The following is a 13875-nucleotide window of genomic DNA, read 5'->3' as shown; positions in this document are numbered from 1 at the left end:
TGATCGAGGCGTAGGGGACGTGACCGACGCTCCCCTCGTCGTAGGCCGCCTTGACGCCGGCCATGTCCGGCTGGTAGCGCAGCGTGTGGTCGACGCCGATGGCGATGCCCGCGTCGCGGGCGGTCTCGAGCATCTCGCCGGCCTCGTCGGTCGTCCGAGCCATGGGTTTCTCGACGAAGACGTCGACGCCGGCCTCGGCGGCCCGCTCGACGGCTTCGGCGTGGAGGAACGGAGGAAGTGCGACGACCGCCGCATCCAGATCTTCGGACGCGAGTAGCATCGCGTAGTCGTCGTACGTGTTCGATGCGCCGACGCGTTCGGCGCGGCTACGGTTCTCGGGAACGGCGTCAGCGGCCGCCACGACCTCGACGCCGGGCATCGCGGCCGCCGACTTCAGGTGTACCATGCCGATATTACCGACACCGAGTACGCCCACCGACAGGGAACTCGAGTCGGTCCATCGATCCAGAAGCGTTGGTGCCATCTGCCCGAAAACGGGCCGGCTGCGGGCTTTGTTATCATCGCCGTACCGCGTCGAGCGGCCGAGTAGCGCGTCCCTTCGGTCGGTCTCGTCCGTCAGCTCCAGCTCGCCGTCGCCCGCTCGATGGCTGACGACGGTCCCGCGACCCGGTGGGCGACGTCGGCCATCGTCTCGACCGTGAGATCGGTCGCGGTCCGCCGATGCTCGAGGTGTGAGAGAATCGCCCGCATGCGGCGATCGTCCCGCTCGTGGGTCAGGTTGTTCGGGTGGAGCCACATGTGGAAGAGCCCGTCGGTCCGGGCCGCCTCGTCGATCCCGCTGCGGGCTAGCTCGACCATCGGATCCGTCCAGATCGACTCCGCGACCGTCCGCGCCGGACCCTCGAATCCGAAGAGGAACATCGACGCCGGAACGTTGACCAGTCCGTACTCGTCGACGACCGGTTCAACCAGCATCGATCGGTCCCGAATCGTCGAATCGAAGATCCCGCGCACGCCGTCCCGCGTCGGCGACCGTCCCCGATAGGCCGAGACCCCCTGCTCGGCCAGCACCTCCCGGTGGCCGATATCGTTGCGCGGATAGACGAACGAGTCGATCGACTCGTTCCAGTCGACCGCGATTTCGCGGCTGCGCTCGAGTTCGGCGACGGCGAACTCGCGATCCGTCTCCGGGCGGCCGAACAGGGCGTGCGAGAAGGAGTGACTGGCGAACTCGTGATCGGTGTCCGACTCGAGGAGGGCCGTCACGAGATCGGGGCCGTATCGGAGGTCATCGCGGTCCGCCCAGTCGGTTCGCTCGCGGTCGAACCAGCCGTCGGGGGCGGGATGATCGGCGTGGACGCCGTCGCAGTCGTCGAGCATGAGGTGACCGACGACCGCCCACGTGGCCGGGATATCGAACTCCTCGAACAACTCGAGCATGACCGACCAGCCGCGGCGACCGGCCTCGACCCGCTCGGCCGGCGGGTCGGCCAGATCGTGAAATCCCCAGCCGAGTTCGGCGTCGAGGGAAATTACGACGCTGCCCACGATATCCACCACTGTTGAACGCGTTTCATATCGGGACGGTCCGCCCGGGATGACTTCGTTATGGATCCCTTGTCGGGACGGGGACCGAGAACCGTCGCGGTTACCGCTGGTTCTCGCGCGCCGCAGAGCGCGGATGTGCTGGCGGAAGCGTTAATCGGAGCGAACGGAATCGAGTGGGGGCGGCTACCGGGTGAAACCTCTCTATAACAAAGCGCTCGTCGGGCAATTTCTGTCCACAGGCGTCTTCGACGTCTCCCTACATAAATCATGAGCGGATCTACACCCCCCTCCGAGCGAGCGTTCGTGCTCGGACTCGACGGCGTACCGTGGAGACTCATCGAGCAATGGAGCGACGAGGACGAGCTCCCGAACTTCGCTCGTATGCGCGAGGAGGGCGCGTCCGGAACGCTCGAGAGCACGCGTCCGCCGACGACGCCGCTCGCGTGGCCGTCGATCGCCACGGGTGTCTGGCCGGACAAGCACGGGATCTACGGCTTTCAGAACCTCTCTTCGGAATACAGCCACGAGATGTACACGAGTCGAGATCTCCGACAGCCGGCCCTCTGGGAGCAACTCGGGCCGGCCCACGTCGGGAACGTCCCGATGACGTATCCGGTCAGCGATATCGACGGCACCATGGTCACGGGCATGATGACGCCCTCGACGGACCGGGAGTTCACCCATCCACCGGATCTCCGGGACGAGATCGATTCCCGGATCCCGGACTACGAGATCAGCCTCGATTACCCCGAGTACGCCGACCGACTGGACGACTTCGAAGTCGCCGTCGACGACGTGCTTGCGAAGCGCCGCGAGCTGATGGGGATTCAGATGGACCGCGCCGGCGACGACTGGCAGCTGTTCTTCTTCGTCTACACCGCACCCGACCGATTCCAGCACCTCATCTGGGACATGGATCGGCTCCTCGCCCACTACAAGAAACTCGACGACGTGCTCGGCGAAGTCATGGACTACACGGACGACCACGACGCGGACCTCTACGTCGTCTCCGATCACGGCTTCGGCCCGATCGAGGATCTCGTCTACGTCAACCGCATCCTCGAGCGGGAAGGCTACCTGTTCCGCCGCGAAGACGACGGGACCCGCGGCGCGCTCGCGAGCCTCGGCATCTCTCGGGACGCGATCACCGGCGCGCTCAATCGAGTCGGGATCACCGAAAAGGCCCTCGTCCAGTCACTTCCCCGGCAGCTGGTCGACTCCGTCGCCGAGCAGATCCCCGGCGATCACGCCCTCTACGACGTCGACTTCGACCGCACGGTCGCGTTCGTCCACGACACCGGCAACCTGTACATCAACGACACCGAGCGCTTCGACAGCGGCGTCGTCGATCCCGACGAGATACCGGAGATCAAGGCAGACATCAGGGCCGCCCTGGAGTCGGCGACCGACGCCGACGGGGAGGCGCTGCTCGAGGTGTCCGACGGGGACGAACTGTTCCCGACGGACGAGGAGTCACCGGACCTGGTCGTGAGCGGTCGGGGTACCTACGAGGCGCGGAGCTCGGTCGCGGACGACGTGATCGGCGACACCGGGGTCTACGACGCGAGCCACCGCAGCGAGGGGATCGTTCTGTGTCGCGGGCCGTCGATCGACGCCGGGGCGACGCTCCGGGGGGCGCGCGTGGTCGACATCGCGCCGACGCTGCTCCACGGAATCGGCGAACCGGTCCCGGAAAACGCCGACGGACGCGTGTTGTTCGATGCGTTCGCCGAGGAAGCGCGCCCGTCCTCGAGGAAGGTCGATCGCACGACTGTCAGCCGGACCGACAGCGACGACGCGGTCGACGAGGACTTCGACGACGTCGAGGACCGACTGAAGGGGCTCGGCTACATGGAATAATATCGGCTACATGGAATAATGGATCCTGCCGTCCGTCGCGACCGTTCTCCGAGTGACTATCGGCCCGGCAGAGGGCGGGTAACTACCGCCGTATTCGTCGTGACAGGCCGCTCTCTCCTGTCGCTCTTCGATCTCGAATCCCTCCGGACCGTTCGAACGGATGCCGAACGACCGACAACCTCCAGTCACGTCCGATCGCGGGGTAGAGTCAGAGTAATGGTGTTTCCCGTCTCGGACCGATCGAACGCTATATTGCCGTCCGAGAGGTCGGCGACCCAGTAGACGAGCCACAGACCCAGCCCGGACGTGTGATAGACGTCGTCCATCTTCCAGTCGCCGGTGAGAATGCGAAACTCGACTTCCGGGATCGGCGGGCAGTTATCTCGAATTGCGACGGAGATCGTTTCCGGGCGCGAGCGGACGGTTACCGACAGTTTCGGCTCTCCGTTCGGTTCGTGTCGAACCGCGTTCTCGAGGAGTTCCGCCACGGCTAACTCGATTTTGGTCACTGCGCGGGCGATCGCGGTGTCCGGAGACGTCGTCTCGATCGCCGCGTTCGGATACCGGTCGCGTATCGTTTCGATCGTCTCGGTTACGACCGGGACGAGGTCGATCGAGGTGGGCGCCGATCCCTCCGTCAGCAACTCGATGATCTCGCGCTGCTTGGCGGCGGTCTCGAGGAGTTCCTGTCCCTGTCGGCGGATGATCGCCGCGTGTTCGCGGGACGGTTCGTCACCCTCACTGGCGATGCACTCCGCGTTGCCGAGCATCACGGACAGATCGTTTCGCAGGTTGTGTCGAAGGAGATTGTCCATGATCACCAGCTGGCGTTCCCGGCGACGACGATCGGTGATATCCCGGGAGAATCCGACGATACGGTCGACCTCGCCGTCTTCGATGATCGGTTCGGAACGCACCCAAATCCAGCGACTGTAGTCGGTGGCCGGATTGACGCGGTACTCGATGTCGACCGATTCGCCGGCCGAGGTACGGGCCATCGCTTGCTTGACGCGGGAAACGTCGTCGGGGTGGACGACCTCCAGAAACTCCCGCGGGTTCGCCTCGAGATCCTCGACCGGTTGGCCGAAGACGTCTTCGTAGGCCGGGTTGACGAACAGAAGCTCGGTCCAGTCATCGTTGAACATCCAGAGGACGTCCCCGACCGCCCCGGCGATCGTCTGCAGTCGACTCTCGGCGGTGCGGCGATCGCGTTCCGCAGCGACCTGTCGGGAGATATCACGCGAGCTGACGACGTACCCCTCGAGCGTGTTGCCGGGCAGATCCGTAAAGCGGCTCTCGAGCCACACCCACTCGTCGCTTCGGGTCGCGTGACGATACCGGACCGACGCGGACGATTCCCCCGTCGCACTGATCTGCCGGAACCGGTCCGCGACGGTTTGTCGATCGTCCGGATGGATGTACACCTGGGAATTCTCGCCGACGAGCTGGTCCGGCTCGTACCCGAGGATGGAGCGGCTCGCCTCGTTGACGTAGCGGTACGTTCCCGCCTCGTCGACGACGGCGAGTTTGTCCTGGGCGTTCTCGAGCAAGATCGAGGCCAGATCGCCGATTTCGACGGTCATCTCACTGTTGTGTCATTCGTTCACGTAGGATGAAGAAAAGCGTGGTGGACGCGACGCCGACCGAACGCCTCGCTCTATCGACCGGACCGAACGAGTCGAAGGCCGGCTTTCGCCGTCGTCCAGGCCGGGTACACGGTGTTGTAGACGCTGTTCGGCGCGTTTCGCGCGCCGGCCCAGAGGAGTCGGTGGACCAGCGGCGAGCCGGACGACGATATCAGGTCGGCCAGATCCGCGGTTTCGAGCCACTCGAAGAAGGTTCGCTCCGCCGGCGTCGCGGGTTCGGTCTCGATCGCGCGCTCGCGGATGTCGGCCCACATGTGGCGTTCGTCCTGTCCCAGCACCCACTCGCCGCGCTCGAGGGAACGTCGGAGGTCGCGGTAGTCCGCGTCCGAGAACGGATAGCCGTGGTTCGACGGCTCGAGGCCGGACAGGCGAAGGCCGACCGCCGTCCGATAGCACTTCTCGCACTCGCCGCAGTTACCGTCCATGCGGTCGTTACAGGTCTGGAGTTGCAGTTCGGGATCCTCGTCGCGGACGTAGTCGGCGATGACGTCGAGGCGTTCCTGCCGGGTGAGTTCGTAGGCGTCGTGGTGACATCGCGTCCCGGCCCACCGGACGCGCTCGTCGACGTCGGGGCGAGAACCCCACTCGAGGTCGATCCCGTCCCAGTGAGTCGCGGCGACGTAGAGATCTTCCACTCCGCGCGCGTAGGCCATCGGCGCGCAGAGGCCGAGCAGTCCCAGCCCGTGACCCACGGAGCTGTACCAGCCGCCGTCGACGTAGCGCTTGTAGTGGGCCAACAGCATGGGATGATCGAGAAACGAGAGCATGTTCGACTCGACGAACGCCGTCTCGCAGTCGCGGTCGGCGGCGAAGTCCGAGACGCGCTCGCGGAGGGCATCCCACTTCTCGTCGTCGGCGGCGTCCGGGGTAATCGTCCAGCCGCGAACGCTGATCAGCGTCGGCGACTCCTCGCGGTGGCGGACGTACGAGCACGTCGAGTCGACGCCGCCGGTGAACAGCAGGCCGCTCTCGCCGGTCGCGTTCGGCTCCGGTTCGATGGTTCGACGGGCGTAGAGCGTCCCGCCCTCGAGGAAGCCGTGCATGTCACACAGCGATTCCTTCACGTCCTCGAGCGCCCGAGCGAACGTCGCGTCGACCTCGTCGACGTAGACGTCGGCTCCGTTGGCCCACGCGACCGGACAGACCTGCGCGAGGACGGGGATCGCGAGCACGCCTTCGGGAACGTCCCCGATCGGAACGTCGTAGCTGGTCCGAAACGATTCGTCGGTGAAGAACCGCTCGAGGTCGGCCGAGCTGCGGACCGAGCACTCGAGGGTGCCGTCGCGGGCGGTGATCTCGTCGATGATGATTGAAGACATAGGTGAGCGCGAGGTCGGGTGTCGTCTCGACCGACCACGACCGCCTACAAAAACCAGCACAATCGTTGATCGATTCCGACGCGAGAAATCAATCCGTAGCTGACCGTTCGGATTCGCTAGGGATAGCATACTTCGGATGTAGCCTTCACAACGTCTGTTTTCGAGGGTAGGAAGCCTATAACAAACCTCGGAAGCGCCGACCACTGGCCCAACACATGCGTATCGAGACTGGTCCGGCCGAACTCGGTGAGAGGGCATGAGACGATCGACGCTCAACGCGACGGTTGCGATCGGCTTTCTCGCGGTCGCGATGGGGATCCTCGTGGCGAGGGCGAATCCCGCGACCGCCTACGAGCCGTCGGTCTACGCGGGAGCGCCGACGATTACCTGGTTCGGGTTCGCACTCGCGCTCGCGATCGCGGTCGGAACGACCCTGTCCTGTCGGGGCCGTCAGCAGGGACTCGGAATCGGTCTCGGGGGACTGACGGTCACGGCCATCGTGAGCCTCCCGATACTCAGGAACTATCGGTTCGCCGGAATGGGCGACGCACTCACGCACCTCGGGTGGACGCGCGACATCGTCACCGGCGGAACCGCGCCGCACGAACTCTTCTATCCGGGGCTCCACGCTATCGCGACGGTCCTGCACTTCGCCGGCGGCGTCTCGATCGAACGCGGGCTCCTGATCGGGATGGTCGTCCTCTTCATCCCCTTCCTCGTCTTCGTCCCGCTCGTCGTCCGCGATATGACCGGCGACGGGCTGGCGGTCGGCCTCGCCGCGATCGTCTCTTGGATGGTGCTGCCGATCAACAACATCGCGACGCACATGGGCGTCCACACCAACTCGAACGCGCTGTTCCTCGTTCCGCCCGTGCTCTTCGCGATCGTCGCCTACCTCCGCCGGCGCTCGACGCTCGAGCGGCTCCCGCTCGACGTGTCGCCGTTCAGTGCCCTCGTCTTTCTCACCGGCCTCGCACTCTTGCTGGTGCACCCCCAGCAGATGTTCAACGTCGTCGTTCTCATCGGCGCGATCAGCGGCGTCCAGTACCTCGCCCGCCGGCGCTACGACGAACACCCGATGCTCGAGCATCCGACGACCCACGTTCACACGCTCTCCCTCGGGGCCCTCTTCGGGCTCTGGGCGCTCGGCAACGAACGGTTCAGGCAGGCCGTCGGCGGCCTCGTCACCGGACTGCTCGCGCAGGATATCGGTGGCGGCACCGAGGTCACTCAACGGGGGACGTCGTTGACCGAAATCGGTGGAAGCCTCACCGAGTTGTTCGTAAAGATGTTCCTCGACGCGGCGATCATCGGCCTCATCGTCGGCTGCTTCATCCTGGTCGTTTGGCTCGGCCGAACGAGGCTCGACGGAGAGGCCAAATCCTTCGTCAATTACTTCGCGTTCGCATTGTTCCCGCTCTCCGCGATGTTTTTCGTCTACTTCCTCGGGACGCCGACGATGGCGTTCCGGCAGATGGGCTTTATCTACGTGCTCCTGACGATTCTGGCCGGCATCGCCCTCGCACAGCTCGTCGGCGGCCTCTCGAGAGTGATCACGAGACCGGGCGCGAACGCGGTCACGGCGCTGGTGCTCGGTGCGTGTCTCGTCCTCGGGCTCATGACGGTATTCACGTCGCCGCTGATCTATAACCCGGGCCAGCACGTGACCGACGGAATGATGAGCGGCTACGAGGAGGGGCTGAATCACGGGGCCGAGGACGTCCCCTACGCGGGGATGGGGTACGACCCCTATCGATACGACCACGGCATCAACGGCATTTCCGGCGGCGACACGGTCAGCGGCGCGTCGGCCTCGACCGGCTCCGTCAACGCCACCGTGTTTTCGGAGGGGAACTACAGCGGGGCCTATCCCACCGACGAGTACTACTTCGTCGTCACCGACTGGGACGAGTCGAGGGAACTCGACGTCTACCGGGGACTCAATTACGACAGGAGGGCGCTCGAGGGACTCGAAACCGAGCCGGGCGCGAACAAGGTCATCTCGAACGACGACTTCGAGATGTACGCGATCGATAGCGCACCGTAGGCTCCTCGATCGGTCGCACGCGCTGGAAAGCACGTCCTTGGTCATAACAGGATGACGACCGTTGACGGGTCACGCGAAAGCGTACTTGAACCCCGAGGAAACGCGCAAGCTGAATATCCCTTCGGGGAATCCTCGCCCTTTAGAGCGGGGAGGATGGCAAGTTGAAGACCGTCTCTGACTCGAAAATAGTTGTAGTAAACGCACGCGTGCGCACAGAATTCTATTTAAAGTCCGATTCGATCGACGCGCCGACTCGGCGGACCGATATCGATGTCGCGATCGCGGTTTCGATTCCGTGCGACATTCGTCCTCGCGGCCGCCAGTTGGCTGACCGGTGCCGGTCGCTGTCGACCGGCAAATCGGGTGGTAATACCGTATTATAACCGGGGAAACGCGACGCTGTTAGGACGAACCATCGGTTTCAGCGATGAGTCGGCGCATCGATCACTTCTCGAAGGCGGGCCTCAGACGCCTTCTATGCGAGATATTAGACCGTTCCTCGAGAAAAGCTGGGGTTTCACACCGCCGTTTGACTGTCTTCTCGTTCGTATGTTCGAGAATAAATTTGCGTAGATTGTGCGTACTTCTACAATGTTAGAAAGTAAGTCTGTAAATTTAAGCCATGATAGCAAGGAAAAGTTTATGGGCGTAAGATGATGTTACGCAATTGTATGGCGCAGAATCCCCGTACGTCCGAGACGGAATCCGCTCCGACGACAGGCCGAAATTCCGGATTAACTCGCCGTAACTACGTTCGCTCGCTCGCCGCGGTGGCGACCGCGACGACCACACTCGGCGGTGCCGGTGCAGCCTCGGCCCAGGACGACTACGAGGTTATCGAAGCCGAGGGACAGACGATCACCATCGACGCCGGTGAGACCTGGGAGAACAAGCTCATCGACATGACGACCGGGCAGGACATCGTCGTCACGGCCCACAGCAGCGACTGGACGATCCGAAACGTCGGGTTCAAGGGCGAGAACACCTCCGGCACCGGCTCCGCCACCTTCGGTATCTCCGACACCGCCGACGGTACCTGTACCGTGGAGAACGTCTACCTCGGCGACGGCTCGAGCACGGGTAACGGCAACCCGAACGGGCACGGTCAGACCGCCTTCTGGGTCGCTCCCGATCACTCTGGTCACATCGACTTCAAAAACGTCAACATCCAGAACTTCGCGGACAACGCGATCTACGGCTCCGCGCCCGGCAACAAGGGCGGCGGCACGATTCACATCGACAGCAGCTACGCCGCGAACTGCTACGTCTCGCACTTCCGACTGGCCACCGAGGGCAGCAAGGTGACCAATTCCAGCGTCTCCGTCGACGCCAGCGAGGGCTACGCCGGCCGCGGCATCTGGGCGTGGGCCCCCGGGACGGTCGAGGTCGACAACTGTCAGATCGAGATGAACGGCCAGAACTCCGCCATCGTCGCCGGTGCGAACGGAAATCCCACCGAAGTCGCCGTCACGAACTCCGACTACGACGACGAAGCGGGCATCGCCGAAGAAGCGGGCTCGACCGTCCAGCTCGGTGACGGCGTCGGTACCGATCCCAAGGCAGCCATCCCGGACGGCGTCCCGACCTCCCCCAAAGACGCCGCATCGGGCGCTTCGAACTGAATCCTCCGCTGACGCGACCCTCCCCCGACGCTCTCCGTCCCCGCTGACGCATCCCTCCACACGATCCGTTCCCCGCTGACGCGCCTTCCCTCCACAGTGCGGATCGCTGCTGCCCTCCCCCGATCCGCGCTGGCACACTCTCGCCGTTTTCACGTCTCGTCTCGTTCGACAGCCGCTACATCCTCGAGCCGTCGCTCCAATGACAGTTATCGTAGTCAGCGAAACGACTTCACGCTGATCGCACAGTCAGCGGTTCTCGCTCACGGTGCGGGTTCTCGCTCACGGTGCGCTTCGAACTGCAATACTCTCATGCGAGCAGATGGGCAGTGACCTTCAGCGACTACCCTAGTATTGGTTGTCCATCCGGATTCGAGGTGCCCGTTTCTCGAGAGACAAAGCTGCTATAGGCGATCACTTCTTTCGGGTGTATTCGAAGTATCGCCGCCGAAGTAATATCGTATTATCGGCGAAGGCCACCCGGAGCCGACCGGCTTTCGGCGGCCATTCCCTGGTAATACGATCATACCAATAGGAAAACGAGAATGTCTTGTATATATAATTCCGTCATTAAAAACCACTCAAACTTTTAGAAATAGTACAGAGAATAGGTACAGTCTGTAAATTTTAAGTGCAGAAATGCGGAAAGTTTATGCCGGTAGTATCGAATTACCTGATTGCATGGCACGCGACCCTTCGGTTTTGGACGACGAGTCGTCCGCCTCCACCGACGCGGAGGCGATCGACGACGGCGGTAACAACGTATTACTACACCGGCGATCGTACATGAAGCTGGCCGGTGCGACGACGGCGGCCGCGACATTCACCGGAGCCGCGAGCGCCGTCGAAGATGACTACGAAGTCGTCGAGGCGCGCGGACAGACGGTGACGGTCAACCGCGGCGAAACGTACGAGAACAAACTGATCGACCTCACAACAGGAGAGAGTTTCCTGATAATGGTCAACGGAGCAGACTCCGCGGTTCGAAATATCGGTTTCAAAGGCCTCTACCGCGGGGACTCGTTCATGATATCGATCAATGCCGGGAAGGGAGACATCCTCTTCGAGAACATTTATCTGGGCGACGGCGCGACGAAGGAGGGCGCGAGCTTCGTTCACGGCCCCGGTGCCGTGTTTATGCACCGTGGGAGCGAAGCGGACCTCACCTTCCGCAACTGCAACGTCCAGGGATACCCGAACAACGGCTTTTACTGTTCCAACACGCCGTACGGCGGCAGCGTCCGATTCGAGCGCTGTTTCGGCAAGAACAACGGCGTCACCACCTTCCGATGCGGCGGCGAGGACGACGAGATCGTCGACTGCGTCGCCTACAACGACGATACCGACTACGGGCGCGGCTACGGCGGCTACGGCGAGACCAACGGTCGCCCCGTCTGGGTCTGGAACGGCGGTACCGTGACCATCCGCAACTCGCACTTCGCCGACGGTCCCTACCCGTACTCGCTCGTGGCCGGCGCGAACGGTTCTGCGGGCAACGTCGACTTCCAGAGCGGCGGCTATCGCGGACAGATCCGGCAGGCGAACGGGTCGACGGTCTCCATCGGCAGCGACATCTCGAGTGAACCCGATCTCTCCATCCCCGACGGCGTCCCGACGACGCCCGAGGAAGCCGCATCGGGCGCAGAAACCGCCGGCTCCAGCGGCGGAACCAGCAACGAGGGGACGACCGCCGACGAGGAGAGCCCGCAACTGCCGAACGTCCTCCTCGTCGACGGCGATCCGTCGGACACGACCCGATACGAGTTCACGGTCGACGGTGCGATCGAACACGCCAACTACGAGGGTGCCTCGATCGACGACGAGGACACCATCGACGGCACTACCGTGCAGGGCAGCGTGGCCGACTGGAAGGACGCCTTCCGGTTCGACGGCGACCTCGCGGAACTCACCGTGGACGGCCCCGGAACGGTGCTCGTCAACGGCGAGGAGGTCGATCCGGCCGACGTCGGGCGTCAGCTTCCGCACGTCCTCGAGGTCGCGGGACAGGGGACGCCGACGAGCTACGAGATCACGGTCGACGGAGCGATCGAACTCGCGTCGGAAGCGCAGCCGGAAGCGGACGCGACGACGGTCTCGGGGTCGACGGTTCAGAGTTCGCTCTCCGACGAAACCCAGTCCTTCAGATTCTCGGGTGCGTTGACGGACCTCACGTTCAGCGACGGCGCGGCGGACGTGACGGTCGACGGCGAATCGATCGATCCGAGCGAATACGGGGAGCACGAACTGCTTCCACACGCCCTCGTGATCGACGGCGTCGACGCCGACGGACCGAGTACGTATTCCTTTAAGGTCGACGGTGCAGTCGTCAAGTCGGACTACCGGAACGCCTCGATTGACGACGAAGACGTGACCGAGGGTCGAGCCGTTCGCGGCGGCATCGGCAACTGGCTCGACGCCTACTGGTTCGACGGCGATATCACGGACTTCCAGCTCCGCGGTAACGCGAGCGTCGACATCCAGTACAACGCGCGCGATCAATAACGGCGAATCGATTTTCCCGTTTCGCTCCCTCGCCGTTGTCGAGTGGCGAGACTCGAGCACGCCGACCGACACGCCGTCATCGGATAGACACCCAGCGGTATAGATAGGTGGGTTGTACTGTCGGTACGGGAGTAATAACAAACCAGTTGATACGCGTCTACTGGCGCATGCACATCGGGTTCTATCACGACGCGGCGGGCACGCGCCACGCCGGGGGGATCGCCGTCTACACGCAGCGGATGGCGGTCGAACTCAGCGAGACGAACGACGTGACACTCTACACCAGACGCGGCGATTTCTCTCCCGTCCTGACCGATTCCGACGTGACGATCGTCGAGACCCCGTCGTTTGACGACCACCCTTCCAAAGTGACTGATCCGATCAATCCGCTGGGCACCCAGAATCGCAAGAAGTTCCTGATGACGTTGTGGGCGGCCCGCAACGACGTCATCGATCACATGAACGAACGGCTCGATGTCCTCTGTACCTATCAGTTTCTGGACGACCTGCTCCTCTCGAATCTCGTCGACGTGCCGACCGTGTACACGTTCCACAAGGCCTCGACCGTCACCCCGATGACCTGGCTTCGGGATCGGTTTTCCCAAACGGAACGACTGGTGGCCAACTCGCCGGACACCGCCCGGCGGCTCACCGAGACGTTCGGCTACGACTTCGAGGACGTCGTCCCGCCCGGCATCGATCCCGAGGAGTTTCGGCCCGGTATCGAGCCCGCCTTCGAGAGCGACGGCCCGGCGATCCTGTTCGTCGGCCGACTCGTCGAATCGAAGGGGATCGACGACCTGCTCGAGGCGGTCGCGACCCTCGACGGACGGCAGGAACTCCACTTCGTCGGGCGGGGCGAGCGCGCCCGGATTCGGGATCGGGCCGCGGCGCTCGGGATCGACGACGACGTCGTCTGCCACGGCGAGGTTCCCCATCCCGACCTCCCGGCGTACCACGCCGGAGCCGACGTGTTCTGTCTCCCGAGCCACGAGGAGAGTTTCGGGATGGCGAACCTGGAAGCGATGGCCTGTGGCCTCCCGGTCGTCACGACCGATCTCGAGGGGATCACGACCTACCTGTCCAACGGGGAAAACGGCCTGCTGGCCCGCACCGGCGATCCCCAGGACCTCGCGGACAAGCTGACGATGCTCGTGGAATCCCCGTCGCTCCGGTCGCGCCTCGGTGCGCAGGCTCGCGAAGACGCGTACGCGTTTCGCTGGACCGCGCAAGCCCAGCGCTTCGAGCGGGTCTGTCGCACCGCGCTCGAGTCGATCGAGGGGATCGATCGCCCGTCGAACGGGCCGATCCGGGTGGATACGGTCTGATACGGACTGTTGTCAGTCAGTTCCGGAGCAACTGAAGGACGGTTC

At 63.7% G+C, this 13875-nt stretch carries 9 protein-coding genes; 5 read left to right on the top strand and 4 right to left on the bottom strand.

What is annotated here, in order from left to right; all coding sequences use genetic code 11:
* Together PGX04_RS21375 and PGX04_RS21370 are read right to left on the bottom strand one after the other, a co-directional pair.
* Window positions 1–484: Gfo/Idh/MocA family protein (locus PGX04_RS21375; RefSeq protein ID WP_273740354.1), on the bottom strand; the 484-nt coding region annotated here is incomplete at its 3' end.
* 92 nt (window positions 485–576) lie between these two features.
* Window positions 577–1509, bottom strand: a complete 933-nt coding sequence (locus tag PGX04_RS21370) for a polysaccharide deacetylase family protein (protein ID WP_273740353.1) — start codon at window positions 1507–1509, stop codon at window positions 577–579.
* 267 nt (window positions 1510–1776) lie between these two features.
* Here PGX04_RS21370 and PGX04_RS21365 point away from each other — a divergent pair, with 267 nt between their 5' ends.
* Window positions 1777–3369, top strand: a complete 1593-nt coding sequence (locus tag PGX04_RS21365; RefSeq protein ID WP_273740352.1) for an alkaline phosphatase family protein — start codon at window positions 1777–1779, stop codon at window positions 3367–3369.
* A 185-nt stretch (window positions 3370–3554) separates the two neighbouring features.
* On the opposite strand, the gene PGX04_RS21360 is transcribed toward PGX04_RS21365, so the two are convergent.
* Both PGX04_RS21360 and PGX04_RS21355 read right to left on the bottom strand, forming a co-directional pair.
* Window positions 3555–4952, bottom strand: coding sequence for a PAS domain-containing sensor histidine kinase (locus PGX04_RS21360; protein ID WP_273740351.1), 1398 nt, complete (start codon window positions 4950–4952; stop codon window positions 3555–3557).
* A 74-nt stretch (window positions 4953–5026) separates the two neighbouring features.
* Window positions 5027–6334, bottom strand: a complete 1308-nt coding sequence (locus PGX04_RS21355; protein WP_273740350.1) for a hypothetical protein — start codon at window positions 6332–6334, stop codon at window positions 5027–5029.
* A gap of 256 nt (window positions 6335–6590) precedes the next feature.
* Here PGX04_RS21355 and PGX04_RS21350 point away from each other — a divergent pair, with 256 nt between their 5' ends.
* From PGX04_RS21350 to PGX04_RS21335, 4 genes are all read left to right on the top strand, one after another.
* A complete protein-coding gene (locus tag PGX04_RS21350) occupies window positions 6591–8381 on the top strand; it encodes a hypothetical protein (protein ID WP_273740349.1) in 1791 nt (596 codons plus the stop codon).
* 671 nt (window positions 8382–9052) lie between these two features.
* Window positions 9053–10003, top strand: a complete 951-nt coding sequence (locus PGX04_RS21345) for a hypothetical protein (protein ID WP_273740348.1) — start codon at window positions 9053–9055, stop codon at window positions 10001–10003.
* A 678-nt stretch (window positions 10004–10681) separates the two neighbouring features.
* A complete protein-coding gene (locus PGX04_RS21340; RefSeq protein ID WP_273740347.1) occupies window positions 10682–12502 on the top strand; it encodes a hypothetical protein in 1821 nt (606 codons plus the stop codon).
* Window positions 12503–12648: 146 nt separating this feature from the next.
* On the top strand, window positions 12649–13830 hold the full coding sequence (locus PGX04_RS21335; RefSeq protein WP_273740346.1) for a glycosyltransferase family 4 protein: 1182 nt from the start codon (window positions 12649–12651) through the stop codon (window positions 13828–13830).
* The last annotated feature ends 45 nt before the right edge of the window (window positions 13831–13875 follow it).

The organism is Natrinema soli (assembly GCF_028618695.1).
This window is presented reverse-complemented; position numbering and strand designations above follow the sequence as displayed.

Excerpts from the sequence above, each read along its gene's own strand:
- PGX04_RS21340 (WP_273740347.1), top strand. The coding sequence starts at position 10,682 with ATGGCACGCGACCCTTCGGTTTTGGACGACGAGTCGTCCGCCTCCACC.
- PGX04_RS21355 (WP_273740350.1), bottom strand. The coding sequence starts at position 6,334 with ATGTCTTCAATCATCATCGACGAGATCACCGCCCGCGACGGCACCCTC.
- PGX04_RS21365 (WP_273740352.1), top strand. The coding sequence starts at position 1,777 with ATGAGCGGATCTACACCCCCCTCCGAGCGAGCGTTCGTGCTCGGACTC.
- PGX04_RS21345 (WP_273740348.1), top strand. The coding sequence starts at position 9,053 with ATGGCGCAGAATCCCCGTACGTCCGAGACGGAATCCGCTCCGACGACA.
- PGX04_RS21360 (WP_273740351.1), bottom strand. The coding sequence starts at position 4,952 with ATGACCGTCGAAATCGGCGATCTGGCCTCGATCTTGCTCGAGAACGCC.
- PGX04_RS21350 (WP_273740349.1), top strand. The coding sequence starts at position 6,591 with ATGAGACGATCGACGCTCAACGCGACGGTTGCGATCGGCTTTCTCGCG.